Origin of the sequence: Paracoccus pantotrophus, from assembly GCF_008824185.1 — a bacterium.
Lineage (GTDB): Bacteria > Pseudomonadota > Alphaproteobacteria > Rhodobacterales > Rhodobacteraceae > Paracoccus > Paracoccus pantotrophus.
Genome location: NZ_CP044423.1, coordinates 875,275 through 898,286, shown reverse-complemented (window position 1 = coordinate 898,286; position 23,012 = coordinate 875,275). Strand labels below are relative to the sequence as shown.

Here is a 23,012-nt window from a genome sequence, read left to right as displayed (position 1 = left end):
CCCGGCGCGGGGCAACGCCGATGCATCCGGGCCCCCGGCCAGGAAAATCGCCGCCCAAGGCTTGCGCCGGGCCGCCGCCCCGTCCTATCTCGGGCGGAAGGAGAGACCATGGAAAAACGCACCCTTCCCGAGCGACCCGGCTGGCGCGACGAGGCGGAGAAGCTGGGCTTCAGCTTCGCCGACATGGGCGGCGAGCCCTATTGGGACGAAACCAGCGCCTATCGCTTCACCCTGCGCCAGGTCGAGGAGGACATCGAGGCCCCGGCGACGGAACTGCATGCGATGTGCCGCGAGGCGGTGGACCGCGCCACCCGCGACGAGGCCTGGCTGGCCCGGCTCGACATCCCGCGCGCGCATTGGGATCTGGTCGCGGCCAGTTGGGCGCGGGGCGAGCCCGAGCTTTACGGGCGCATGGACCTGGCCTATGACGGCCATGGCCCGGCGAAGCTGCTGGAATACAATGCCGATACGCCGACCTCGCTCTACGAATCCGCCAGCTTCCAATGGCTCTGGTTCGAACAGCAGCGGGCGGCCGGGGTGCTCGACGCGGATGCCGACCAGTTCAACAGCATCCACGAGGCGATCGTGGCGCGCTGGACCCAGATCTGCACCGATGGCGAAGAGGTGCATTTCACCGCCGATCCCGACAATCCCGAGGATTACGCCACCGTCGAGACCCTGGCCTGGGCCGCGCGCGAGGCTGGCCTGGGCGCGCATTTCACCGCGCTTTCGCAGATCGGCCTGACCGAGGAGGGGCAATTCGCCGACGACCAGTCGCGCGTCATCGGCACGCTCTTCAAGCTCTACCCCTGGGAGGACATGCTGCGCGACGATTTCGCCGCGCATCTGCAATCCTCGGGCACCCGCTTCATCGAGCCGCCCTGGAAGGCGGTGCTGTCGAACAAGGGCATCCTGCCGCTCCTGTGGCAGATGTTCCCCGGCCATCCGAACCTGCTGCCCGCCTTCTTCCTGGCCGACGTGCAGGAAGCGATGGCGGGCGGCAGTCCCGCCCCCGATCTGGCCCCGGCCTTCGAGGCGGCGCGCGACACGCTGGCCCAGGGCCATGTCTTGAAGCCGATCTTCTCGCGCGAAGGCGCGGGGGTGGTGATCCGCGAGGCGGGCCGCGAGGTGGCGCGCACCGGCGACGACAGCTATTCGCATCACCCGATGATCGTGCAGGGCCTGGCCCGGCTGCCGGATTTCGGCGGCTTCCGCCCGGTCCTCGGCGCCTGGATCGTGGGCGAAAGCTGCTGCGGCCTCGGCCTGCGCGAGGACCGCTCGCCCATCACCCACAACCTGTCGCGCTTCAAGCCGCATTTCATCGAGGGCTGACCATGACCGAACGCCTCCCCCGCAAACGCTCGCGCCATGTCGCGCTGGTGCTGGCCGGAACCGCGACCCTGGCGCTGGCCGGCTGCGAGGACGACCGCATGGATGCGCAAAGCTTTCCCGACCTGGAAAGCTGCATCGCCGCCAGCAAGCAGGAAACCCTGTGGTTCACCGAAGAGGACTGCCGCAAGAACTTTGCCGCCGCCCAGCAGGAATTCCTGGAAACCGCGCCGCGCTACGAATCCAGGGAGCTGTGCGAACAGGAACATGGCCTGGGCAATTGCGGCGGCGACCCGGCCCAGCAGGCGCAGGGCTCGGGCGGCGGCTTTTCCTTCATGCCGCTGCTGGTTGGCTACATGATGGGCTCGATGCTGTCGCGCGGCGGCGGCATCTTCTCGCAGCCGATGGTGAACACGGCCGACGGGCGCTATTCGACGCCCAAGGGCGACCAGAGCTTCGCCAGCAACCGCGGCGCCGGCAAGGTGCCGGCCGCGACCTTCCAGCGCGCGCCCTCGACCATCGGCAAGCCGCCGATGTCGGCGGCCCAGGTCAGCCAGCGCGGCGGCTTCGGCGCCTCGGCCACCGCGCGTTCGGGCGGGCGCAGCAGCCTCGGCGGCTGACGGCTTCTTTCTTGCCCAAATATCCTCGGGGGTGAATTGCGGCCACCGGCCGCAAGAGGGGGCAGACAGCCCCCTTTTCCTTTCGCCGGCCTGCCCGCGTCAAGTTAACGCTAACATGAACCCTTGCGCAGCGGCGCGGAAAAGCGCAACCTGCCGCGAGATTTCCGCAAGAACGAGACCCGCCATGACCCCCGAACAGCAGTCCCAGAAGACCCGCGCGCTTTGCGAACTCGCCCCGGTGATCCCTGTCCTGGTCGTCGGCGACGCCGGCCGCGCCGAGGGGCTGGCCACGGCACTGGTGGCCGGCGGCCTGCCGGTGCTCGAGGTGACGCTGCGCACCCCCGCCGCGCTCGACGTCATCCGGGCGATGGCCAGAGTGCCGGGCGGCCATGTCGGCGCCGGCACGGTGCTGACCCCGGACGATGCGAAACGGGCCAGGGATGCCGGCGCCAGCTTCGCCGTCTCGCCCGGCCTGACCGAGCGGCTGGCGCGTGCCTGCGAGGATATCGGCCTGCCGCTCCTGCCCGGCGCCGTCACCGCCTCCGAGGTGATGCGGGCGATGGAACTGGGCTATTCCATGCTGAAATTCTTCCCGGCCGAGGCGGCGGGCGGGGCGAAATCGCTGAAATCCCTGGCCGGGCCGCTGCCGCAGGTCAGTTTCTGCCCGACCGGCGGCGTGACCTTGCAGAACGCCCCCGGCTACCTGGCCCTGCCGAATGTGGTCTGCGTCGGCGGCAGCTGGATCGCACCCGATGCCGAGCTGGCCGCCGGCGACTGGGCGGCGATCGAATCCCGCGCCCGCGACGCGCGCGCCCTGCGCTGAGGCGCAGCATGGCCATGGCGCTGACCGAGACCGACCCGATGCGCCGGGCCTGGCGCAACGTCGTCGTGCTGCTCCTGGCGCAGGCATTGCTCGGGGCGCAGATGTCGATGATCTTCATCGTCGGCGGGCTGGCCGGCCAGATGCTGAGCCCCAATCCCTGCATCGCCACCCTGCCCCTGTCGATGATGATCCTGGGCTCGGCGCTCTCCGCCCGGCCGCTCTCGGGCTTCATGCGCCGGCACGGCCGGCGGGCGGGGTTCCTCTTGTCCTGCGGCTCGGCGGCGCTGGGGGCGGGTATCGCCGCCTATGCCCTGGCCAGCGGCAGCTTCTGGCTGTTCACCGCCAGCGCGCTCTTTACCGGGGTCTACATGGCGGCGCAGGGCTTCTTCCGCTTTGCCGCCACCGATTGCGCCCCGCCCGAGTTCCAGTCGCGCGCCATCTCCTGGGTGCTGGCGGGCGGGCTTGCCGCCGCCTTCACCGGCCCGCTGCTGGTGCGCTGGACGGCGGAAGTGACCGCCATCCCCTTCCTGGCCACCTATGCCGCGATCATCGGGCTGAACCTGCTGGGGCCGGTGCTTTTCGCCTTTCTCGACATTCCGCGCCCGCCTGCCCCCGCCCGGGGCCATGCCCAGGGCCGGCCGCTGGGCGAGATTCTGCGCGTGCCGCAGATCGCCGTGGCGATGATCTGCGGCATGGTCTCCTATGCGCTGATGAACCTGGTGATGACCTCGGCGCCGCTGGCGGTGGTGGGCTGCGGCTTTGCCACCGCGGATGCGGCCAACATCGTCTCTGGCCATGTGCTGGCGATGTTCGCGCCCTCGTTCTTCACCGGCCACCTGATCGCCCGCTTCGGTGCCACCCGCATCGTCATGGCCGGTCTGGCGATCCTGGCCGGTGCCGGGGCGGTGGCGCTGTCGGGCGTCGATCTCGCGCATTTCTTCATCGCCATGATCCTGCTCGGACTGGGCTGGAACTTCGGCTATATCGGCGCCACCGCCATGCTGACCCGCGCCTATCGGCCCGAGGAGCGCGAGCGGGTGCAGGGCTTGAACGATGCCGTGGTCTTCGGCGGGGTGTTCCTGGCCTCGCTGTCCTCGGGCGGGCTGATGAACTGCATGGGCGGCTCGGCCCAGGCGGGCTGGAGCGCGGTGAACCTCGCCATGCTGCCCTTCCTGGTGCTGGCCGGTGGCGCGCTCTTGTGGCTGATGCTGCGCCCGCGCGAGGTGGCGCGGTAATACATCCAAGCCGCGGCAAAGGTCTGAAACTCAGCCAGGAAGGCCCGGAGCCTTCCATGGCAAGCTGCTGCTTCCCAACGCCATAATGACGTCACGCCTTGCGCAGCGCGATCACCGCATTCAGCCCGCCGAAGGCGAAGGCGTTGGACAGAACCGCCTCGACCCTGGCCTCGCGCGCCTCGTTCGGCACCACGTCCAGCGCGCATTCCGGGTCCGGCTCCTCGTAGCCGATGGTGGGCGCGATCACGCCGTCGCGCAGCGCCATGATGCAGGCCAGCAGTTCGACCGCGCCGGTGCCGCCGATCAGGTGGCCGTGCATGGACTTGGTCGAGGAAATCATCAGCCGGTCGGCATGATGGCCGAAGGCATGGGCCACCGCCGCGCATTCCGTCTTGTCGTTCGCGGCCGTGCCGGTACCATGGGCGTTGATATAGCCGACCTCGTCGGGGCGCATATGCGCGTCCAGCATGGCGCCGGTGATGGTACGCTCGGCGCCGATGGCCGAGGGCATGACGATGTCCTGCGCATCGGCCGACATGGAAAAGCCCACCACCTCGGCCAGGATGTCGGCGCCGCGCGCCACCGCGTGCTCCCAATCCTCGAAGACGAAGACCCCCGCCCCCTCGCCCTGCACCATGCCATTGCGGGTGGCCGAGAACGGCCGGCAGGCATCCTTGGACATGACGCGCAAGCCCTCCCAGGCCTTGACGCCGCCAAAGCACAGCATCGCCTCGGACCCGCCGGTCAGCATGACGGTCGCGGCGCCCGAGCGCACCATGTTGAAGGCCAGGCCCATGGCGTGGTTGGAGCTGGCGCAGGCGGTGGCCACGGTGAAGCTGGGGCCCAGCAGCCCGTATTCCATGCTCAGATGCGAACAGGCGGCGTTGTTCATCAGCTTGGGCACGACGAAGGGATGGACGCGGTTCTTCCCCTCTTCATAGACGGTGCGGTAATTCTCGTCCCAGGTGGTCATGCCGCCGGCGGCGGTGCCCAGCACCACGCCCGCGCGCAGGCCCAGCTCGCCCTCGAAGACCAGGCCGGACTGCGTCACCGCCTCGCGCGCGGCCAGCAGGGTGAACTGGGTGAACTTGTCATAGAGGACGATCTGCTGGCGATTGAAATAGGTCTCGGCCTCCCAGTCGCGAACCTGGCCGCCGATACGGATCGCCAGCCGCTCGACATCGCGGAACTCCAGCGGGCCGATGCCGCAGCGCCCCTCGCGCATCGCCTCCAGCGTCGAGGGCACGTCGCGGCCAAGCGCGTTGATGGTGCCCATGCCGGTGATGGCGACGCGGCGCATGCCGTTGGCATGGCGCCCCATGATGACGCGGCCCAGCATGGTGCGGGCGAGCTTGGTCGCGTTCTTGACCTTGCCCTTGACCTTGCCGGGCTTGCGTTCGGATTTGGGCGTCTTGTCGCCCTTGGCCCTCTTGGCGTTCATGCCTTGTCAGCAACCAGCTTTTCCACGGCGCCGATGATGGCGCCGAGGCTCGAGATGTCGAAGTCGGATTTCTCGGGCTCGTTGGCGTTGAAGGGCACCGAGATGTCGAAGGCTTCCTCGATGGCAAAGATGGATTCGACCAGGCCCAGGCTGTCGATGCCGATCTCTTGCGGCGACATCTCGAGCTGCAGTTCGGAAGGATCCAGCATCGCCTGTTCTGCGATGATCTGGATGATGCGGTCGCGGATTTCTGTCATCTCGGCCTCCGTTCTGTCCCGGTCAGGGGCGATTACATGCGGGAATGCTATTCCACGCCGCCCTTGTCGAGCAGTTTCTTAACAGTTTCGCGAAGCTCGGCCACCTGCGCGTAAAGCCGTGGCAGGCGGCGGATGTTCTTCTGCGCCTCGACATGGGTCTCCATCTTGACCGCCGGGCTGCCCAGCAGCACCCGGCCGGCCGGCGCGTTGGTGAATATCTTGGTGGCGCCGCCCGCGATCACGTCGTCGCCGACGAAGATGTTGTCCGAGACGCCGACCTGCCCGCCCAGCACCACGCGATTGCCGATCCGGGCCGAGCCGGCGATGCCCACCAGGCCGCAAAGCAGGCAATCCTCGCCCACCACGCAATTGTGGCCGACCTGCACCAGGTTGTCGATCTTGGTGCCGCGGCCGATGCGGGTCGCGCGGATGGTGCCGCGGTCCACGGTGGAATTGGCGCCGATCTCGACATCGTCGCCGATCTCCAGCCCGCCCAGCGAATGGATGCGGGTCCAGTGCTGCTGGCGGATCTCGGACCGCTCGCCCAGGGATTGCCGGATCTCCTCGACGCCGGATTTCTCGGGCGTGACAAAGGAAAACCCGTCCGCGCCCAGCGAGACGCCGGGGTTCAGGATCACCCGGTCGCCGATGGTCACGCCATGGGCGATCCGCACCCCGGCATGGATCAGCGCATCGCGGCCGATCACCGTATCCGCGCCGATCGAGACATGCGAGGCGATGCGCGCCCCCGCCCCGATCCGCACCCGCGCCCCGATGACCACGAAGGGGCCGATGGCGGCATCCTGGGGCAGTTCGGCCGTCGGGTCGATTACCGCGCTGGCATGGATGCCGGGCGCGATGCCGGGGCCGGGATCGAAGGCACGGGTCAGCCCGGCCATGGCCAGTCGCGGGCGGCCGACCAGGATGGCGGCGCGCAGCCCCAGCGCCTCGGGATCGGCCCCCTCGGCCAAGAGCGCCATGCCGCCCGGCGCCAGCTTCTCGGCATAGGCGGGCGTGGTCGCCAGGGCGATCTGGTCCTCGCGCGCCTGGCCGGCCTCGGCCGCGCCGTTGACGATCAGGCTGCCCTCGCCCCAGAGACGGGCATCAAGTGCGCGGGCCAGTTCGGCGATGGTCAGTGTCATGCGGCTCCCCTTTGGTTGGGGTTCATCTATTCATCCGCGGCCGCGGAATCCAGCCCGGCCTTGACCAGCGCCGCATGCACCAGCGCATCGCGGCCATAGATGTCGGGAAAGCGGCGGATCTGCCCGGTCTCGTCGGGGAAGGCGGTGAAATAGACCAGATGCACCGGCACCGGCGGGCGCAGGTTCAGATAGGTCTCGCGCCCGGATTTCAGCGCCTTGGCAAACACCGCCTCGGGGTTTTCGACCTGGCCCGTCAGCAGCTCATGCGCTAGGTCGACGGGCCGGCCGACGCGGATGCAGCCATGCGAATAGGCGCGGCTCGACTGGTTGAACAGATGCTTGGTCGGGGTGTCGTGCAGATAGATGTTCCAGGGATTGGGGAACATGAACTTGACCTGCCCCAGCGCATTGTCGTCGCTGGGTTTCTGCCGCATCCGGTAGGGAAAGGTCTTGGCCGTATACTTGCGGAAATCGATGCGGTCGCGCGGGATGACATTGCCCGCCCCATCCACCACGTCGAGATGGCCGACCGCATGGCGGTTGGCCTGCAGCCGCGGCAGGTATTCCTTGACGGTGATCGAGCGCGGCACGTTCCAGCGCGGGTTGACCACCATGTATTTCATTGTCTCGCTGAACTCGGGCGTCTCGAATTCCCGGTTGGCCTTGCCGATCACCACGCGGGTCTCGAAGATCTCGCGGCCGTTCTCGTAGATGCGGGCGTTGAACTCGGGCAGGTTCACCCAGACGTGGCGGGCGTTCAGGTCATGGCCGGCCATCCAGCGCATGCGCTCCAGCGCGACCAGGATCGCCTCGGACTCGGGGCCGGTGCCGCGGTTCAGCCGCGCCACCGTGCGCGGCCCGGCCACGCCATCCGCCGGCAGCCCCGCCGCCCGCTGATAGGCGGCGACCGCCTGCGCCAGCGCCCCGTCATAGGTCAGCGGGCTGCCCTGGGGCGCCGCGGCGAAACCGACCGAGGCCAGGCGCACGCGCAGCGCCGCGACGGCGGGATCGCTGGTCCCCTCGCGCCACAGCCCCTCGGGCACCGGCGGCGCATCGGCGGGGGCCACCAGCTGCGACTGCCGCGCCAGCGCCTGACGCAGCGCCTCGTAGCGCGGATCCTGGGGCGGCAGGGTGGCCAGCATCGCCGCCGGATCGTCGGCGGCGGCAAAGGCGCGCAGCAGGTCGCCGGTGCGCGGGCGCTGCACCTCGCGCTTGATGCCGGGCTCGACCCTGCGCGGATCGAGGATCCCGCCCGTCACGTCGCGGCTCCAGTCGGCAAAGGCGCGGGCAAAGCGGATCTCGCCCTCGACCGTATCGGCGCCCGCATCGTCCAGCCGGCGCAACGCGGCCTGGCGATAGCGCGCGGCAGGCAGCCCGTGCGAGGCTGCCTGCCCCAGCGCCTCGATCAGCGCGGCCCGGCGCGGGGCCCCCTCGGCACCCGCGAAGATCGGCTTCAGCCCGTTGGTGCCATAGAAATCGGCCAGGCCTGGATGGTCGGCGACCCGCTCAGCCAGTTGCATTTCCGTTTCGGAAAAGCTCAGCCTCGGCGCCGGAAGCGCGGCCATGGGCGCGGCATCCAGCGCCTGGCCGGCGGCGGCACGCGGCATGGCCAGAACGGCCGCAACAACCATCACACGAATCAGCCCGAAAGAGCGCACCTGACATTCCCTTCAACACCTGTGGCAAATCTTCGCATCCGGGCGGATTCCGGTCCAGCGACGCAGGTTTTTTGTTGCATCACTGATGCAGCGTGAACACGGCGGCGCAGAAACATTCGCTTTGGTTCCGAATCACACGGATTTCGGCGGATTCTTGCCGAGAATGGCAGAACTTCGCCGCCTGCGGAACGAAAAGCTTCCCTCCGCTCGCGCGCTGGTGACATAGTCTTAACCGGTTCCGGCTAAACCGGAGCGCGCCGTTTCAACGGGCGGCAAGAACAACGAAAGCAGGACAGGCGATCTGACATGACGTTCGAATCTCTCTCGCGTCGGGGCATCCTTGGCGTCTTCGCGGCGACCACGGTGGCAGCAGCGCCGGTTATGGCCAATGCCTTCGGTCTGCTGCGAGGTGCCGGCGACATCCGCCGCATTCGCATGTATTCGGGGCGCACGGGCGAAAGCATCGACACGGTTTACTGGGTCGAAGGCAAGTATATCCGGGATGCCCTGAATGAAATCAACATCTTCATGCGCGACTGGCGAACCGGCCAGGCGATCGGAATCGACCCGCGCACGATCGACATCGCCGCGGCCTCGCACAGGCTGCTGCAAACCAATGAACCCTATATGATGCTGTCGGGCTATCGCTCGCCCCAGACCAACGCCATGCTGCGCTCGCGGTCCTCGGGCGTGGCCAAGAACTCGCTGCACATGGTGGGCAAGGCTGCGGACCTGCGCCTGAAATCGCGCTCGGTCTCGCAGATGTACAAGGCCGCGGCCGCCTGCAATGCTGGCGGGGTCGGCAAATATTCGCGCTCGAACTTCGTCCATATGGATTGCGGCCCGATCCGCCACTGGGGCGCCTGACTCGCGGCCGATCAATTTTCGGTGATCACGCAAAGACCCGCCCCTTTGGGCGGGTTTTCGTTTGCCTTTTCAGCGCAGCCGCGGCGGTGCCGAGGGATCGCGCCGCACCGGTTCGGGCGCGGGCGCAGGCGGCGGGGGTTCCATGACCAGCGCCCCGGTGGGCAGGTCGGGCTCGGCAAAGCCGATATCCACGCCGCCGGGCAGCTCGGGCAGGAAGGCCAGCAACTCGGCCAAAGCCTTGGCCACCGCGGCCTGATACGCCGGATCGACGCCGGCCAGGATCAACGCATGGCCTTGCCGCCCGTCCTGCCATTCGGCGGCGACCAGCGCCAGCCGCCCGACCAGCCCGGCCATATCGCCCAGCCGCTGCGCCAGGGGCTCGGCCAGCAGCGCCACCGCCTCGGGCGAAGGCGCGCCCAGCCGTCGCGCGGCCTCGTCCGGCGCCATGCCGGGCCGCGCCTGAAGCGCCCCGACCAGCCAGCCCAGCACGCCCGCATCCAGCATCAGCTGCGAGGCATGGCCGGGATTGACCAGCAGGCCCCGCCCCTCCTCGGCCAGGGCCGCGGCCAGCACCCGGCCCGGCAGCGCGAGATAGGCAACCGGGCCGCCGACGAAACCGGCCAGCCGCTCCTCGCGGTCGCAAGCCAGGGCAAAGCGCCCCTCGGGCAAGTCGAACAGCCGCAATTCGGCGCGGTCGTCGGCCGGCTCGGCCAGCAGCGCCACGAAAAGCTCGGTATCGGCCAGGCGCGACAGGATGCGCGACCGGGCAGGCGCATCGGCCTCGTGAAAGGGAACCTGGCAAAGCTCATCCAGCGGGGTCATCGGCTTCTCTCATCAGGGCGGCAACGGCGGCGCGCAGTTCCGGCAGCAACTCGGCCTGGAACCAGGGATTGCGCCGCAGCCAGGCGGTATTGCGCCAGGACGGATGAGGCAAGGGGAAGATGTGCGGCGCATGATCGCGCCAGCCGGCGACGGTCGCCGTCACCCCGCCGCGCGCTGCGGCCCCCAGGTGCCAACGCTGCGCATGGCCGCCGACCAGCAGCGTCAGCTGCGGCCGCAGCTCGGCCATGACGCGCGCGCGCCAGGTCCGGGCGCAGATCGGCGGCGGCGGCAGGTCGGCGCCCTTGGCGTCATAGCCGGGAAAGCAGAAGGCCATCGGCACGATGGCGATCCGCGAGCGGTCATAGAACTCGGTTTCGGACAGGCCCATCCAGTCGCGCAGCCGGTCGCCCGAGCGGTCGGCAAAGGGCCGCCCGACCAGATGCACGCGCATGCCCGGCGCCTGGCCGACGACCAGGATGCGCGCGCCGGGGCGGAACCAGGCGACGGGGCGCGGGCTATGCGCGGTCGCCGTCACCGCAAAGCGCGGCGCACAGAGGCGGCAGGCGGAAATCTCGCGAAGGAGGCTGGGCAAGGCGGGCATGCCCGGCAGATAGGTACCCCGGCCATGGCAAAAAAGGGTCGGCATTCACGATATATAAAGCATTGATCGCCATGGTGGACAGCGCGACCCGCCCGGCATATTGTCCGGCCTGCCGCGGCCGGGGGTATTCGGCGCGCGGCGGGACTGTGTATGTCGTAACCATTACCATGCCGCGCCCGCGCGCGGATCAGGACGGCCAGATGATCGAATTCGACAATGTTTCCAAGTCGTTCTGGACCGGCATGCAACGCAAGGTGATCCTGGACCGCGCCTCGTTCCGGATCGAGCTGGGGCGGTCGATGGGCATCCTGGCCCCCAACGGTACCGGCAAGACCACGATCATCAACATGATGTGCGGGCTGGAAAAGCCCGACGAGGGCACGATCCGCAGCGAATGCCGGGTGTCCTTTCCGCTGGGCTTCATGGGCGGCATCACCTCGTCGCTCAGCGCCAATGAGAATGCGCGCTTCATTGCCCGCATCTACGGGCTCGACCCGGATTACGTCGAGGCCTTCTGCCGCTGGCTGACCGACATCGACGAATATTTCGACATGCCGGTCGGCACCTACAGTGCCGGCATGCGCGCGCGCTTCACCTTTTCGCTGATGCTGGCGCTGGAATTCGACATCTACCTGATCGACGAGGGCATGCCCAGCACCACCGACCCGGAGTTCAACCGCAAGGCCGGGACCGTGCTTTACGAACGCCTTCGGTCGGCGACAGTGGTCGTGGTGTCGCACCAGGCGCAAACCATTGAAAAGTTCTGCAATTCCGCGGCTGTCCTGCGCGACGGCAAGCTCTACCATTTTGAAACCCTCGAAGAGGCGAAGCAATATTATGACTACACCGCCTAAGGCGCGCGCCTATCGCACCCGCCGCGAGGAATCGGTGCTGGCCGTCGGCCAGGAACCCGCAGCGGCCGAAGAAAAGGGCAAGGCAAGGGTCGAAATCAGGAAACGCACCGAAGCCCCGCCCGCTGCGCAGGACATGGGGCAGCTTTTCGCCACCGGTGATGACGGCTTCGGCGACATGCGCTTTCCCGGCGCGGCGCCGCAGCCGGCCGATATGCCCAGGGACGGGGCGGCGCCGGATCAGCCCCCGTTGGCCGAGCGCATCGCCGCCGTGCGAGCCGAGAACCTGACCGATCGCCAGCTGCGCATGGCGCGCCGCATCGCCGCCATGCATGAGATCGAGGCGGCGTCGGATCACGAGGCGGTCGTCCTGCTGCGCGACCGCGGCATCGACCCGTTCCACCGCGCCTCGGTCAGCAAGATTCTGTCCGAGGAAGGGGCGCGCGCCCAGGCGGCGGCCTCGGCGGCCGGCACCACCATGCCGGTGCCGATGCGCGGGGATGGCTCCGGCCCCCGCCGGCGCGGGACCGAGATCACGCCCCTGCCCCCCGGCACGCCCAACCTGCCCTCGCGCGAGGAACTGACCGAGGACCGGCGCGCGGCCGAGATCATCCGCATCCAGCAGGACATCGCCCGGCGCAGGCGCCGCAAGCTTCTGATGCTGTTTGCGCGCCTGGCGGCCTTTGTCGGACTGCCGACGCTGATCGCGGGCTGGTATTATTTCTTCGTCGCCACGCCGCTTTACGCCACCGTCTCGCAATTCCAGATCCAGCAGGCCGAGCAATCAAGCTCGAGCGGGATCGGCGGGATTTTCGGCGGCACGCAGATGGCCACCAATACCGATTCGGTGTCGGTGCAAAGCTATCTGACCTCGCGCGATGCGATGCTGCGGCTCGACAGGGATCTGGGCTTCAAGCGGGCCTTCCAGGATCCGGCCATGGACCCGATCCTGCGCCTGTTGCCGGATGCGACCAACGAACAGGCCTACAGGCTCTATCGCAACCTGGTGAAGATCGGCTACGATCCGACCGAGGGCGTGATCAACATGGAGGTGATCGCCCCCGATCCCGAGCTCAGCCAGGAATTTTCGATGGCGCTGATCAAATATGCCGAGGGACAGGTGGACCAGATGACCGCGCGGCTGCGCGAGGACCAGATGAAGGGCTCGGTCGAAAGCTATCAGGATGCCGAGAACAAGGTGCTGCTGGCGCAGCGCCGCGTCCAGGAACTGCAGCAAAGGCTGGGCGTGCTGGACCCTGCGGCCGAAGGCAGCGTGATCATGAACCGCATCGCCGATCTCGAGCGCCAGCTGGCCGAAAAGAAGCTGGAACTGGGTCAGCTGCTCTCCAACCAGCGCCCCAATGCCAGCCGCGTCGCGGGCGTCAGGGGCGACATCGGCCGGCTGGAGGAGATGCTGGACCAGACCCGCAGCCAACTGACCGAAGGCAATACCGCCCGCGGCTCGCTGGCGACCATCTCGGGCGAGATCCGCATCGCCGAATCCGACCTTGCCACCCGGCAGGAACTGCTGGCCAATGCCGCCGCGCAGATGGAAACTGCGCGGATCGAGGCCAACAAGCAGGTCCGCTATCTTTCGCTTTCCGTCGCCCCGGTGCCCCCGGACGAGGCGACCTATCCAAAGGCTTTCCAGAACACGATCGTGGCCTTCCTGGTGTTTTCGGGCATCTACCTGATGCTCTCGCTCACCGCTTCGATCCTGCGCGAACAGGTATCCTCATGAATCATGTCCAGATCGGCAATGTCACCTTCGGAAACGATCGGCCCCTGGCGCTGATCGCCGGGCCTTGCCAGCTTGAAACCCTCGATCACGCGCTGATGATCGCCGAGACCGTGGCCGAGGCCTGCGCCAAGGCGGGGGCGGGCTTCGTCTTCAAGGCCAGCTACGACAAGGCCAACCGCACCTCGCTCAGGGGCCGGCGCGGCATCGGCATCGACGGGGGGCTGCGCATGCTCGAGGAGGTGCGCAAGCGCATCGGCTGCCCGGTGCTGACCGACGTGCATGACATCGAACAGGCCCGGCTGGCCGGCTCGGTGGTGGACGTGATCCAGATCCCGGCCTTCCTGTCGCGCCAGACCGACCTGCTGCTGGCGGCGGGCGAGACACCGGCGGCGGTGAACATCAAGAAGGGTCAGTTCCTGGCCCCCTGGGACATGCCCAATGTCGCCGAAAAGGTCGCCTCGACCGGGAACAAGCGCATCCTGCTGACCGAGCGCGGCGTCAGCTTCGGCTACAACACCCTGGTCGCCGACATGCGCAGCCTGCCGATCATGGCGCGGACCGGCTGGCCGGTGATCATGGATGCGACCCATTCCGTGCAGCAGCCGGGCGGTCAGGGCGGCTCGTCCGGCGGGCAGCGCGAATTCGCGCCGGTCATGGCACGGGCGGCGGTGGCGCTGGGCGTGGCCGGCGTCTTCATCGAGACGCATCAGGATCCCGACAACGCGCCCTCCGACGGGCCGAACATGATCCAGCTGGAGCGGATGCCGGCGCTGATCGCCTCGCTCATGCGCTTCGACGCGCTGGCCAAATCCGATCCGGTGATGGACTGATCAGCCGGCCGCAATGGCCTGGGCCGCGGCATGGGCCGAGGCCCAGGCCCATTGGAAATTATAGCCGCCGAGCCAGCCGGTGACATCGACCACCTCGCCGATGAAGTAAAGGCCGGGGACGGATTTCACCTGCATGCTCCGCGAATCGAGCGCACGCGTATCGACGCCGCCCACCGTGACCTCGGCCGTGCGCCAGCCTTCGCTGCCGACCGGGCGCAGGGTCCAGCGATTCACCCGCGCCCCCAGCCGCTCGAGCGCGGCATTGCCCTGGTCGGCCAGCCGCGCGCCCGCCAGCCCCGCCTCGGCGGCGATCGCCTCGGCCAGCCGGGCGGGCAGCCAGCGCGACAAGGCCGATCCCACGCCCAGCCGCCCGCCCTGGCCGCGGATCTCTCGCAGGCCCGCCGCGACATCCGTATCCGGCGCCAGATCCACGGCGATCTCCTCCCCCGGCCGCCAGAAGCTCGAAATTTGCAGGATCGCCGGTCCCGACAGCCCGCGATGGGTAAAAAGCAGCCCGTCGCGAAAGCGGGTGCGCCGCCGTCCCGCGCCATGGCTGACCTCGGCCGCGACCGACAATCCGGCCAGCGGCCGGCAAAGGTCCAGATCCTGCTGGGCGAAGGTCAGCGGCACCAGCCCGGCCCTTGGCTCGGCCAGCGCAAGCCCGAAACGGGCGGCGATGTCATATCCGATCCCCGTCGCCCCCATCTTGGGAATCGATTTGCCGCCCGTTGCCACGACCACACGCCGCGCCGCCAGCGGCCCCCGCGCGGTGGCGACGACGAAGCCGCCACCTGCCGGCTCTACCCCCGCCACGGCAATCCCAAGCCGCAATTCGGCACCGCGCATCCGGTGCAGCAGCATATCGATGATCTGTCGCGCGCTGCCATCGCAAAACAGTTGCCCCAGCGTCTTTTCGTGCCAGGCGATGCCCGCCTGCTCGACCAGGGCAAGAAAATCCGCCGGCGTGAAGCCGGCCAGGGCCGATGCCGCAAAGCGCGGGTTGCCCGAAACGAAGCGATCGAGCCCGGTCGCGAGATTGGTGAAATTGCACCGTCCACCGCCCGAGATGCGGATCTTCTCGCCCGGTGCGCGGGCATGATCCAGCACGACGATCCGCTGCGTCCGCTCGTCCGCCTGCCCCAGGATCGAGCCGGCGCAGAAAAGCCCGGCCGCCCCGGCGCCAAGAATGACTGTATCAACCTGTTCCATGGCGGGCCCATAGAACTCCGGCGCGAAAGCCACAAGATTTTTCCTTTTTGCCTCTTGCACCCCCCCGTCGGCTTGGCTAGATACGCCTCCACAAGTTGGGGCGTGGCCAAGTGGTAAGGCAACGGTTTTTGGTACCGTGTACCGTAGGTTCGAATCCTACCGCCCCAGCCAATTCATCTAAGTCAATAAGAAGATGATATTTTCTATTCTCACGAACGGGATCTTTCCGGACCTTTTCGACGGAATAGCTTAGATTGGCTCGCGACCTGCTTCGTCATGGCGGTTGGGCGACGGAGAGGGTTATGCCCCAAGAGATGCCCCAGGGTCGGGCTGCTGGCGAGATAAAATGCAAGGTCGCCCGAGACGGTCGGAGCCTCGGGCAAAGACTGCATCATGGTTCAGGCACGGGAAGCCTATCCAGCCTGCTCCACCAAGAACTCGTACAGCATTTCCTGACACTCCCGCCGGTAGGTCTGACCCAGCGACTGCCGAAGGGAATCGGATTCTGCCGTGGAACTCCAGACACGATCCGTCAGCCATAACCCCACGACCACCATCAGAAGTGCGATTGCCTTCTCATTCTCATCTTCAACTTTTTCGAAGAGTTTTTCGTGTATAGCTCGAACTTCAGCTTTGAGCACTCCGGAGGCTTTGGCCCGGTAGATCTGTTCCGCACGCTCGGGATGAACCGCGCCGGGTTTTCCGGAGGCTGATTTGGGTTAGTTACGCGGCCATGTCTTCAGTTTCCAGAGCGGCGTAGAAGTTGGCCTCTGCTTCCGAAGGCGGGATGTTCCCGATCAGTTCGAGCAGACGGCGGTTGTTGAACCAGTCGACCCATTCCAGCGTGGCATATTCGACAGCCTCGAAGCTGCGCCACGGGCCGCGACGGTGGATAACCTCAGCCTTGAAGAGGCCATTGATCGTCTCGGCCAAGGCGTTGTCATAGCTGTCGCCGACGCTGCCCACCGATGGTTCGATGCCAGCTTCCGCCAGCCGCTCACTGTAGCGAATGCTCAGGTACTGCGAACCGCGGTCGCTATGGTGGACCAGCCCCATGCCCTTGGACGGGCGCCGATCATGCACGGCCTGCTCCAAGGCATCGAGCACGAACCCTGCATGGGCGGAAGTGCTGACGCGCCAGCCCACAATCTTGCGGGCATAGGCATCGATGACGAACGCGACGTAAGCGAAGCCTTTCCAGGTGGCGACATAGGTGAAGTCGTCGTCCATTGGGCTCGGACCAATGGCGCCACAATGGACGACCCCAGAGCATGTTCGGCGCAGGCACGCGAAACTGGCGGTTGACCTTGTCCAGCGGGCATGGCGCCTTCTTGTCCGGGATCGTGGTCCGGTGCGGCTTGCCGCGAATAATCCCCTGAACGCCCATGCCCTTCATCAGCCTTGCCACCGTGCATCGGGCAATATCGAAGCCTTCTCGGCCCAGCTGCCGCCAGACCTTGCGCACGCCGTAGACGCGCCAGTTCTCCTCGAACACGCGCAGGATCTCTGGCCGCAAGGCCTCGTCCCGGCGCGCCCGGTCGGACTGCCGCGTGGGATCGGCCCGCTTCGCCAGATGATCGTAATAGGTGGACGGGGCAATCGGCAGCACGCTGCAGATCGGCTCGACCCCGTGTGCATCCCGATGCGCGTCAATGAACGACACCATCACTTCGACCGGCGGTCGAGCTCCGCCATCGCAAAATACGCTGATGCCTTGCGCAGGATCTCGTTCGCCTGGCGCAGTTCCCGGTTCTCCCGCTCCAGCGCCTTTATCTTCTCGGCCATCTCGGTCGGTATGCCCGCGCGCCTGCCGCTGTCGACCTCGGTCTTCTTGACCCAGTCATTCAACGTCTGCGGGGTGCAGCCGATCTTCGCCGCGATCGACATGATCGCCTGCCAGCGCGACGGATGCTGAGCCTCGTTGTCGAGAACCAGCCGCACCGCACGTTCGCGCACTTCAGGGGAAAACTTGGTCGTCGTCTTGCTCATGATGCTCCATCCTACTCAGGAGTTGGAGCCTCCGGAAAACCCGGCGCGGTTCACCGGGGCGCAGCTCGGGTGCGGAGACAAGCGCCACCGGCTTGAGGACGGCAGTCTTCACCGGTCTTTGTACCGCTTACCAACGATGCAAAGGCGTTGCTCAGTTCGAGCCGAAGGCGTTCTCGATGATCTCGACGCGCCCGAACTGATCGACAAGGGCGGCATCGAAACGCATCGCGGTCAGCAGTCCCGAAGGCAGGCGCCCACAATATTCCAGCGCGGCATTGCAGATCCGCGCGATCTGCCGCGTCCCGATCCGTTCCGCCGCCCCGGCGTGAAAACGCGACTTCTTGACCTCCACAAAGGCATATTCGTCATCCTTGCGCAGGATCAGGTCGATTTCGCCGCCGCGCCCGCGCCAGCGTTCGGCCATGACCTCATAACCGCGCTGGCGATATTCTCGCGACACCGATTCCTCGGCGAAACGGCCGGAGGAATAGGCGACGGCACCTTGCCGGGCCTTCATGCCCAGGGCAGAAACCGGCGTTCCGCCGGAAATCCGTTCCAACCTCATTCCCGCTCCTTCTTCATCTCAAGCGCCAGCGCATAGATTTCGCGCCGGGGACGCCCGAACCTGGACGCCACTTCCGCAGCTGCTTCCTTTACCGGAAGCGTGCCCAGCAGGCCCGCCAGGGCCGCGCGCAAACTGTCCTCGTCGGCGACGACCGGCTCGGGGCGCCCGAACAGCACCACGATTTCGCCGCGCAACCCCTCGGCCGGGATCCGTTCCAGCAGCTCTGCGGCCGTGCCGTGCATCACCTCTTCGAATTTCTTCGTCAGTTCCCTGCAGATTACCGTATGCCGATTCGCCTCAGTTTCGCAGAAATTCTCCAACAGTTGCTTAACGCGCCTGGGGCTTTCGAAAACGATCACCGTCGCATCGACCTTGCGCCAGCTTTCGACCCAGCTTCGCCGCGCTCCGCTTGCCGCCGGGGGAAAGCCCACGAACAGGAACCGGTCGCTGGGCAGGCCCGAGACCGACAGCGCCGCCAGGGCCGCCGAGGGGCCGGGCAGCGCCCGGACCGCAAAGCCCGCCTCGGCGGCATCCCGCGCAAGCCGGTAGCCGGGATCGGCGACCAGCGGCGTGCCGGCATCCGAGGCATAGGCCACCGACCGTCCCTGGCCCAGGGCGGCAAGCACCGCCGGACGCTGCCGGTCGGCATTGTGGTCGTGATAGGCGATGATGCGCCGGCCGCGCAGCGGGATGCCGTGAATATCCATCAGGTGCCGCAGGTTGCGCGTATCCTCGGCCGCCAGGACATCCGCGGTGTTCAGGACGTCGAGCGCGCGCAGGGTGATGTCGCGCGCTGTGCCGATCGGGGTCGCAACCAGGTAGAGCCCCGGTTCGGGCGAGGCGGCCGAGACGGTCAGGGAAAGCGGCCGCGCGCCCGTCCCGGTTGTGCTGGCGCCATCCTCCATCGCGGTCCCTTTCGTGCTGCCGGGGCAAGTTGCCATGTCCCGAATATGCCAATAACCTGCCCCCATCAAACCCCCAGCCTCGATCCAACAGGGAATCACGCCATGACCGTCCTGAAAACGATCCGCGGCGCCTTCGACCTGCGCCGCCCGCTCGCGCGCATCGGCGCTGTCCTTTCCGCCCTGGCACTTGCCGCCTGCCAGCCGATCGAGATGGGAGCCTCGGGCCCGCAGACCGGCCCGAGCATCGATCCTTCGCAGCCGGTGCAGGTGGCGCTGCTGGTGCCGGGCGGCACGGGAAGCGCGGATCTGGACTGGCTGGCGCGCTCGCTGAGCAATTCCGCGAAGATGGCGGCGGCCGATGCGCGCGGCGCCACCATCGACCTGCGCATCTACGATGCGGGCTCCGAGCCGGGCACCGCCGTCGCCATGGCCAACCGCGCCGTGGCCGAGGGCGCCAAGATCATCCTGGGTCCGCTTTTCGCCGACAGCGCCAATGCGGTCGGCAATGCCATGGCGCCGCAGGGCGTGAACGTGCTGTCCTTCTCGAACAATACCGACATCGCCGGCGGCAATGTCTTCGTGCTGGGCAACACCTTCGACAACGTGGCCGACAGGCTGGTGAAATACGGGGTCCGGAACGGCAAGCGCCGCATCCTGATGGTGGCCGAGGACGACACGGCCGGCCAGGTCGGCGCCCACGCCATCGAGCGGGCGATCCGCCGGAACGGCGCCACCCTGGCCGGGACCGCCGTGCATCCCCTGTCCCAGTCCGGCATCGACGGTATCGTCCCGAACGTCGCCCAGGCGGCGCTTTCGGGCAATGTCGATGCGGTGTTCCTGACCGCGAACCAGGGCGCGGTGCTGCCCTATCTGACCGACAGGCTGGCCGATGCCGGCGTCACCTCGGCCACGGTGCAGATGATGGGGCTGACGCGCTGGGACCAGCCCTCGGCCCGGCTGCAGCTGCGCGGCGTGCAGGGCGGCTGGTTCGCCATTCCCGACACCACGATGAAGGCGCAGTTCGACCAGCGCTATCGCGCCGCCTATGGCGAGACGCCGCATGAGCTGGGTTCGCTGGCCTATGACGGGGTATCCGCCATCGCCGCGCTGGTGCGGGCGGGCAAATCCAACGCGCTGACCACCTCGGGCCTGACGCAGAACTCGGGCTTTGCCGGGGTCTCGGGCGCCTTCCGCCTGCGGCGCGACGGCACCAACGAGCGCGCGCTGGCCGTGGCCACCGTGCGGGGCGGCCAGGTGGTGGTGCTGGATCCCGCGCCGCGCAGCTTCGGCGGCTTCGGGTTCTGATCTTGAGCGCCAAGGACACCGACAGCCTGCCGCAAAGCGCCCCGGCCCTGCCTGGGGCGCATTCCATGTTCAGCCCCGAAAGCTTCCTGCCGGCGCTGACCGAGGCGCTGAGCGACATCGCCGAGCCGCGCGAGATCCGCGCGCGCACCGTGGCCATCCTGGCCCAGGCCCGCAGCGCCGCCATGAGCGATATCGCGGCGGGCTTCATGTCCCATCCCCGCGCCGCGCGCGAGACGGTGCGCGCCATCGCCAGCCTGACCGATGCCACGGTGGCGGCCGTCCATCACGTCGCCACCACCATCCTGCATCCCCTGCTCAACCCGACCGATGCCGAGCGGCTGGCCGTGCTGGCCATCGGCGGCTATGGCCGGGCCGAAATGGCGCCGCAATCCGACGTCGACCTGCTGTTCCTGACGCCGTGGAAGGTCAGCGGCTGGGCCGAGAGCGTCGTCGAATCCATGCTCTACATGTTGTGGGATCTGAAGCTGAAGATCGGCCAGTCCACGCGCTCGATCGACGATTGCCTGCGGCTGGGCGCGGGCGACATCACCATCCGCACCAGCCTGCTGGAACACCGGCTGATCTGCGGCCATGCCGCCGCCGCCGAAACCCTGCGCGACCGGCTCTGGGCCGAGCTGTTCGACAAGACCGTTCCCCAGTTCATCGAGGCCAAGCTGGCCGAGCGTGCCGAGCGCCACCGCCGCCAGGGCGGCCAGCGCTACGTGCTGGAACCGAACGTCAAGGAGGGTAAGGGCGGCTTGCGCGACCTGCAGACCCTCTACTGGATCGCGAAATACATCCACCGGGTCGACCGCGCCGTCGAGCTGGTCGACCTGGGCTTCTTCACCCGCGAGGAGCATCTGACCTTCTGGCAGGCCGAGGATTTTCTCTGGGCCGTGCGCTGCCACCTGCACCTGATCGCCGGACGGCCGCAGGACCAGCTGACCTTCGACATGCAGGTCGAGGTCGCCCGCCGCATGGGCTATCGCGACCTGGGCGGCCGGCGCGCGGTCGAGATCTTCATGCAGGACTATTTCCTGCACGCCACCCGCGTGGGCGAACTGACGCGGGTCTTCCTGGTCGCGCTGGAGGCCCGCCACCTCTATCGCGCGCCGATCATGAACATCCTGTTCCAGCGCCGCCGCCGCGTCCGCGCCGGCTTCCGCATGGACCGCGGGCGGCTGACCTATGGCGACGAGCGGCAGTTCCTGTCCGACCCGCTGAACATCCTGCGGCTTTTCGAAGAGGCGCTTCGGACCGGCATCCTGATCCACCCCGACGCCATGCGCGCCGTCACGGCCAACCTGGACAGCATAGACGACCGCATGCGCTCGGACCCCGAGGCGGTCAGGATCTTCCTCGACCTGCTCTTGAAGCACGGCAACCCGGAACGCTCGCTGCGGCGGATGAACGAATTGGGCGTGCTGGCGGCCTTCATCCCGGAATTTGCCCCGGTCGTGGCGATGATGCAGTTCAACGTCTATCACCATTACACGGTGGACGAGCACCTGATCCAATGCGTCGCGGCGCTGGCTGCCATCGAGCGCGGCGAGGATGCCGAGGATCTGCCCGTGGTCAGCAAGATCATGAAGGGCAAGGTGAACCGGCGGGTGATCTACCTGGCGGTGCTGCTGCATGACATCGGCAAGGGCCGGGCCGAGGATCACTCGATCCTGGGCGCCCGGCTGGCGCGGCGCATCTGCACCCGCTTCGGCCTGCCGGCGGACGAGATCGAGACCATCGAATGGCTGATCCGCAACCACCTGCTGATGTCGGACGTGGCGCAAAAGCGCGACATCGCCGATCCGCGCACGCTGCGCGACTTCGCCAAGGCGGTCAAGACCACCAAGCGGCTGGACATGCTCTTGGTGCTGACCGTCTGCGACATCCGCGGCGTCGGCCCCGGCACCTGGAACAACTGGAAGGCGATGCTGCTGCGCAAGCTGCACGAGGAGACCAAGCGCGCGCTGGAAAACGGCCTCGAGGAGCTGAACCGCGACAAGCGCATCGGCGAGGCCAAGCGGTCGCTGCGCCACCTGCTGACCGCCAAGGGCTGGGAGCCCAAGGCGATCAAGGCCGAGCTGGGCCGGCATTACGACAACTATTGGCCGGGCCTGCCGACCGAGACGCAATATGTCTTTGCCGAGATGCTGAAGGATCTGGGCGAGGACGAGATCCGCACCGACCTGCATCCCGACACCGACCGCGACGCGACGCGGGCGGCCTTCGTGCTGGCCGACCATCCCGGCATTTTTTCGCGCATGGCCGGGGCGCTGGCGCTGGTGGGCGCCAATATCGTCGATGCGCGCACCTATACCACCAAGGACGGTTTCGCGACCGCGGTGTTCTGGCTGCAGGACGCGGACGGCCATCCCTATGCCGCCGACCGCCTGCCGCGGCTGCGCACCATGATCCAGCGCACCCTGGGCGGCGAGATCGTCGCGCGCGAGGCCCTGGCCGGCCGCGACAAGCCCAAGAAGCGCGAGGCCGCCTTCCGCTTCCCGACCCATGTCACCTTCGACAACGAGGCCTCCGACGTCTATACGGTGATCGAGGTCGATACCCGCGACCGGCCCGGCCTGCTCTACGACCTGACCCGGACCCTGGCCGACAACCACATCCAGATCGCCAGCGCCGTGATCGCCACCTTCGGCGCGCAGGTGGTGGACACTTTCTATGTCAAGGACATGTTCGGGCTGAAGCTGCACCAGCCGGGCCGCCGCGAGTCGCTGGAAAAGAAGCTGCGCCAGGCGATCAAGGAAGGGACCGAACGCGCCGAACGGGCCGAGCGCCCGCCGGGCGGGACGTTCTGAGGGACAGAA

At 67.6% G+C, this 23,012-nt stretch carries 19 protein-coding genes, 1 tRNA gene, 1 pseudogene and 1 other annotated feature; of the genes and pseudogenes, 11 read left to right on the top strand and 10 right to left on the bottom strand.

All coding sequences use genetic code 11. The features are described from left to right. Window positions 1-108 precede the first annotated feature (108 nt). The 4 genes from ESD82_RS04320 to ESD82_RS04305 all read left to right on the top strand — a co-directional run bounded on the left by ESD82_RS04320 (window position 109) and on the right by ESD82_RS04305 (window position 4,007). Window positions 109-1,332, top strand: coding sequence for a glutathionylspermidine synthase family protein (locus tag ESD82_RS04320; protein WP_024845675.1), 1,224 nt, complete (start codon window positions 109-111; stop codon window positions 1,330-1,332). A gap of 2 nt (window positions 1,333-1,334) precedes the next feature. Continuing rightward, the gene (locus tag ESD82_RS04315; RefSeq protein WP_024845674.1) at window positions 1,335-1,949 is read left to right on the top strand and encodes a DUF1190 domain-containing protein; all 615 of its coding nucleotides are present in this window, start codon (window positions 1,335-1,337) and stop codon (window positions 1,947-1,949) included. Between the two features lie 184 nt (window positions 1,950-2,133). Then, on the top strand, window positions 2,134-2,772 hold the full coding sequence (gene eda, locus ESD82_RS04310; protein WP_024845673.1) for a bifunctional 4-hydroxy-2-oxoglutarate aldolase/2-dehydro-3-deoxy-phosphogluconate aldolase: 639 nt from the start codon (window positions 2,134-2,136) through the stop codon (window positions 2,770-2,772). A gap of 8 nt (window positions 2,773-2,780) precedes the next feature. Beyond that, the gene (locus ESD82_RS04305) at window positions 2,781-4,007 is read left to right on the top strand and encodes an MFS transporter (protein ID WP_147428911.1); all 1,227 of its coding nucleotides are present in this window, start codon (window positions 2,781-2,783) and stop codon (window positions 4,005-4,007) included. Window positions 4,008-4,098: 91 nt separating this feature from the next. Here ESD82_RS04305 and ESD82_RS04300 read toward each other — a convergent pair whose 3' ends face one another. From ESD82_RS04300 to ESD82_RS04285, 4 genes are all read right to left on the bottom strand, one after another. Further along, window positions 4,099-5,307, bottom strand: a complete 1,209-nt coding sequence (locus tag ESD82_RS04300; protein WP_024845671.1) for a beta-ketoacyl-[acyl-carrier-protein] synthase family protein — start codon at window positions 5,305-5,307, stop codon at window positions 4,099-4,101. Between the two features lie 137 nt (window positions 5,308-5,444). Continuing rightward, a complete protein-coding gene (locus tag ESD82_RS04295; protein WP_024845670.1) occupies window positions 5,445-5,705 on the bottom strand; it encodes an acyl carrier protein in 261 nt (86 codons plus the stop codon). A 47-nt stretch (window positions 5,706-5,752) separates the two neighbouring features. Next, a complete protein-coding gene (locus ESD82_RS04290) occupies window positions 5,753-6,847 on the bottom strand; it encodes a UDP-3-O-(3-hydroxymyristoyl)glucosamine N-acyltransferase (RefSeq protein WP_024845669.1) in 1,095 nt (364 codons plus the stop codon). 26 nt (window positions 6,848-6,873) lie between these two features. Continuing rightward, window positions 6,874-8,478 (bottom strand): L,D-transpeptidase family protein, encoded by a 1,605-nt coding sequence (locus ESD82_RS04285; protein ID WP_147428912.1) that lies wholly within the window; start codon window positions 8,476-8,478, stop codon window positions 6,874-6,876. A 333-nt stretch (window positions 8,479-8,811) separates the two neighbouring features. On the opposite strand from ESD82_RS04285, the gene ESD82_RS04280 reads away from it, so the two are divergent. Next, a complete protein-coding gene (locus ESD82_RS04280) occupies window positions 8,812-9,372 on the top strand; it encodes a YcbK family protein (RefSeq protein ID WP_024845667.1) in 561 nt (186 codons plus the stop codon). A gap of 69 nt (window positions 9,373-9,441) precedes the next feature. Here ESD82_RS04280 and ESD82_RS04275 read toward each other — a convergent pair whose 3' ends face one another. Both ESD82_RS04275 and ESD82_RS04270 read right to left on the bottom strand, forming a co-directional pair. Further along, window positions 9,442-10,194 carry an SseB family protein gene (locus ESD82_RS04275; protein ID WP_147428913.1) on the bottom strand — a complete coding sequence of 251 codons (753 nt, stop codon included), beginning with the start codon at window positions 10,192-10,194 and terminating at the stop codon, window positions 9,442-9,444. Then, window positions 10,178-10,795: a uracil-DNA glycosylase family protein gene (locus tag ESD82_RS04270; protein WP_036748250.1), complete on the bottom strand. Its 618-nt coding sequence runs from the start codon at window positions 10,793-10,795 to the stop codon at window positions 10,178-10,180. Before ESD82_RS04270 ends, ESD82_RS04275 begins: the two co-directional genes overlap by 17 nt. A gap of 200 nt (window positions 10,796-10,995) precedes the next feature. Between ESD82_RS04270 and ESD82_RS04265 the strand changes: the two genes are divergently transcribed. Genes ESD82_RS04265 through kdsA form a run of 3 tightly spaced genes read left to right on the top strand, consistent with a single transcriptional unit; the run spans window position 10,996 to window position 14,217 of the window. Beyond that, window positions 10,996-11,649, top strand: a complete 654-nt coding sequence (locus ESD82_RS04265; protein ID WP_024845664.1) for an ABC transporter ATP-binding protein — start codon at window positions 10,996-10,998, stop codon at window positions 11,647-11,649. Continuing rightward, the gene (locus ESD82_RS04260; RefSeq protein ID WP_024845663.1) at window positions 11,633-13,387 is read left to right on the top strand and encodes a capsule biosynthesis protein; all 1,755 of its coding nucleotides are present in this window, start codon (window positions 11,633-11,635) and stop codon (window positions 13,385-13,387) included. Before ESD82_RS04265 ends, ESD82_RS04260 begins: the two co-directional genes overlap by 17 nt. Further along, window positions 13,384-14,217 carry a 3-deoxy-8-phosphooctulonate synthase gene (gene kdsA, locus ESD82_RS04255; protein ID WP_024845662.1) on the top strand — a complete coding sequence of 278 codons (834 nt, stop codon included), beginning with the start codon at window positions 13,384-13,386 and terminating at the stop codon, window positions 14,215-14,217. The genes ESD82_RS04260 and kdsA overlap by 4 nt, the downstream gene beginning before the upstream one ends. Here the strand turns inward: kdsA and ESD82_RS04250 are convergent, their stop codons facing one another. After that, window positions 14,218-15,426 (bottom strand): BaiN/RdsA family NAD(P)/FAD-dependent oxidoreductase, encoded by a 1,209-nt coding sequence (locus ESD82_RS04250; RefSeq protein ID WP_024845661.1) that lies wholly within the window; start codon window positions 15,424-15,426, stop codon window positions 14,218-14,220. It abuts the gene before it with no gap. Window positions 15,427-15,522: 96 nt separating this feature from the next. On the opposite strand from ESD82_RS04250, the gene ESD82_RS04245 reads away from it, so the two are divergent. Next, window positions 15,523-15,597: transfer RNA gene (locus tag ESD82_RS04245), tRNA-Gln, on the top strand. 552 nt (window positions 15,598-16,149) lie between these two features. On the opposite strand, the pseudogene ESD82_RS04240 reads toward ESD82_RS04245, so the two are convergent. The 3 genes and pseudogenes from ESD82_RS04240 to rsmI all read right to left on the bottom strand — a co-directional run bounded on the left by ESD82_RS04240 (window position 16,150) and on the right by rsmI (window position 18,885). Next, window positions 16,150-17,415: pseudogene (locus tag ESD82_RS04240) on the bottom strand (IS3 family transposase). Continuing rightward, window positions 17,018-17,134 (bottom strand) — a sequence feature (AL1L pseudoknot). It overlaps the preceding pseudogene by 117 nt. 151 nt (window positions 17,416-17,566) lie before the next feature. Beyond that, window positions 17,567-17,932 (bottom strand): YraN family protein, encoded by a 366-nt coding sequence (locus ESD82_RS04235; protein ID WP_028711098.1) that lies wholly within the window; start codon window positions 17,930-17,932, stop codon window positions 17,567-17,569. 44 nt (window positions 17,933-17,976) lie between these two features. Beyond that, the gene (gene rsmI / locus ESD82_RS04230) at window positions 17,977-18,885 is read right to left on the bottom strand and encodes a 16S rRNA (cytidine(1402)-2'-O)-methyltransferase (protein WP_024845266.1); all 909 of its coding nucleotides are present in this window, start codon (window positions 18,883-18,885) and stop codon (window positions 17,977-17,979) included. Between the two features lie 102 nt (window positions 18,886-18,987). Here rsmI and ESD82_RS04225 point away from each other — a divergent pair, with 102 nt between their 5' ends. Both ESD82_RS04225 and ESD82_RS04220 read left to right on the top strand, forming a co-directional pair. Beyond that, complete coding sequence (locus ESD82_RS04225; RefSeq protein ID WP_024845267.1) at window positions 18,988-20,190, top strand: penicillin-binding protein activator; 1,203 nt, start codon at window positions 18,988-18,990, stop codon at window positions 20,188-20,190. Window positions 20,191-20,192: 2 nt separating this feature from the next. After that, window positions 20,193-23,003, top strand: a complete 2,811-nt coding sequence (locus tag ESD82_RS04220) for a [protein-PII] uridylyltransferase (RefSeq protein WP_147428914.1) — start codon at window positions 20,193-20,195, stop codon at window positions 23,001-23,003. Window positions 23,004-23,012 lie beyond the last annotated feature (9 nt).

What these genes read in the sequence shown, in the direction of transcription:
- ESD82_RS04305 (WP_147428911.1), top strand. Translation starts at nt 2,781, where the DNA reads ATGGCCATGGCGCTGACCGAGACCGACCCGATGCGCCGGGCCTGGCGC.
- ESD82_RS04280 (WP_024845667.1), top strand. Translation starts at nt 8,812, where the DNA reads ATGACGTTCGAATCTCTCTCGCGTCGGGGCATCCTTGGCGTCTTCGCG.
- ESD82_RS04275 (WP_147428913.1), bottom strand. Translation starts at nt 10,194, where the DNA reads ATGACCCCGCTGGATGAGCTTTGCCAGGTTCCCTTTCACGAGGCCGAT.
- ESD82_RS04260 (WP_024845663.1), top strand. Translation starts at nt 11,633, where the DNA reads ATGACTACACCGCCTAAGGCGCGCGCCTATCGCACCCGCCGCGAGGAA.
- ESD82_RS04285 (WP_147428912.1), bottom strand. Translation starts at nt 8,478, where the DNA reads ATGGTTGTTGCGGCCGTTCTGGCCATGCCGCGTGCCGCCGCCGGCCAG.
- ESD82_RS04315 (WP_024845674.1), top strand. Translation starts at nt 1,335, where the DNA reads ATGACCGAACGCCTCCCCCGCAAACGCTCGCGCCATGTCGCGCTGGTG.
- ESD82_RS04225 (WP_024845267.1), top strand. Translation starts at nt 18,988, where the DNA reads ATGACCGTCCTGAAAACGATCCGCGGCGCCTTCGACCTGCGCCGCCCG.
- ESD82_RS04270 (WP_036748250.1), bottom strand. Translation starts at nt 10,795, where the DNA reads ATGCCCGCCTTGCCCAGCCTCCTTCGCGAGATTTCCGCCTGCCGCCTC.
- ESD82_RS04265 (WP_024845664.1), top strand. Translation starts at nt 10,996, where the DNA reads ATGATCGAATTCGACAATGTTTCCAAGTCGTTCTGGACCGGCATGCAA.
- ESD82_RS04250 (WP_024845661.1), bottom strand. Translation starts at nt 15,426, where the DNA reads ATGGAACAGGTTGATACAGTCATTCTTGGCGCCGGGGCGGCCGGGCTT.
- ESD82_RS04300 (WP_024845671.1), bottom strand. Translation starts at nt 5,307, where the DNA reads ATGCGCCGCGTCGCCATCACCGGCATGGGCACCATCAACGCGCTTGGC.
- eda (WP_024845673.1), top strand. Translation starts at nt 2,134, where the DNA reads ATGACCCCCGAACAGCAGTCCCAGAAGACCCGCGCGCTTTGCGAACTC.
- kdsA (WP_024845662.1), top strand. Translation starts at nt 13,384, where the DNA reads ATGAATCATGTCCAGATCGGCAATGTCACCTTCGGAAACGATCGGCCC.
- rsmI (WP_024845266.1), bottom strand. Translation starts at nt 18,885, where the DNA reads ATGGAGGATGGCGCCAGCACAACCGGGACGGGCGCGCGGCCGCTTTCC.
- ESD82_RS04295 (WP_024845670.1), bottom strand. Translation starts at nt 5,705, where the DNA reads ATGACAGAAATCCGCGACCGCATCATCCAGATCATCGCAGAACAGGCG.
- ESD82_RS04320 (WP_024845675.1), top strand. Translation starts at nt 109, where the DNA reads ATGGAAAAACGCACCCTTCCCGAGCGACCCGGCTGGCGCGACGAGGCG.
- ESD82_RS04290 (WP_024845669.1), bottom strand. Translation starts at nt 6,847, where the DNA reads ATGACACTGACCATCGCCGAACTGGCCCGCGCACTTGATGCCCGTCTC.
- ESD82_RS04235 (WP_028711098.1), bottom strand. Translation starts at nt 17,932, where the DNA reads ATGAAGGCCCGGCAAGGTGCCGTCGCCTATTCCTCCGGCCGTTTCGCC.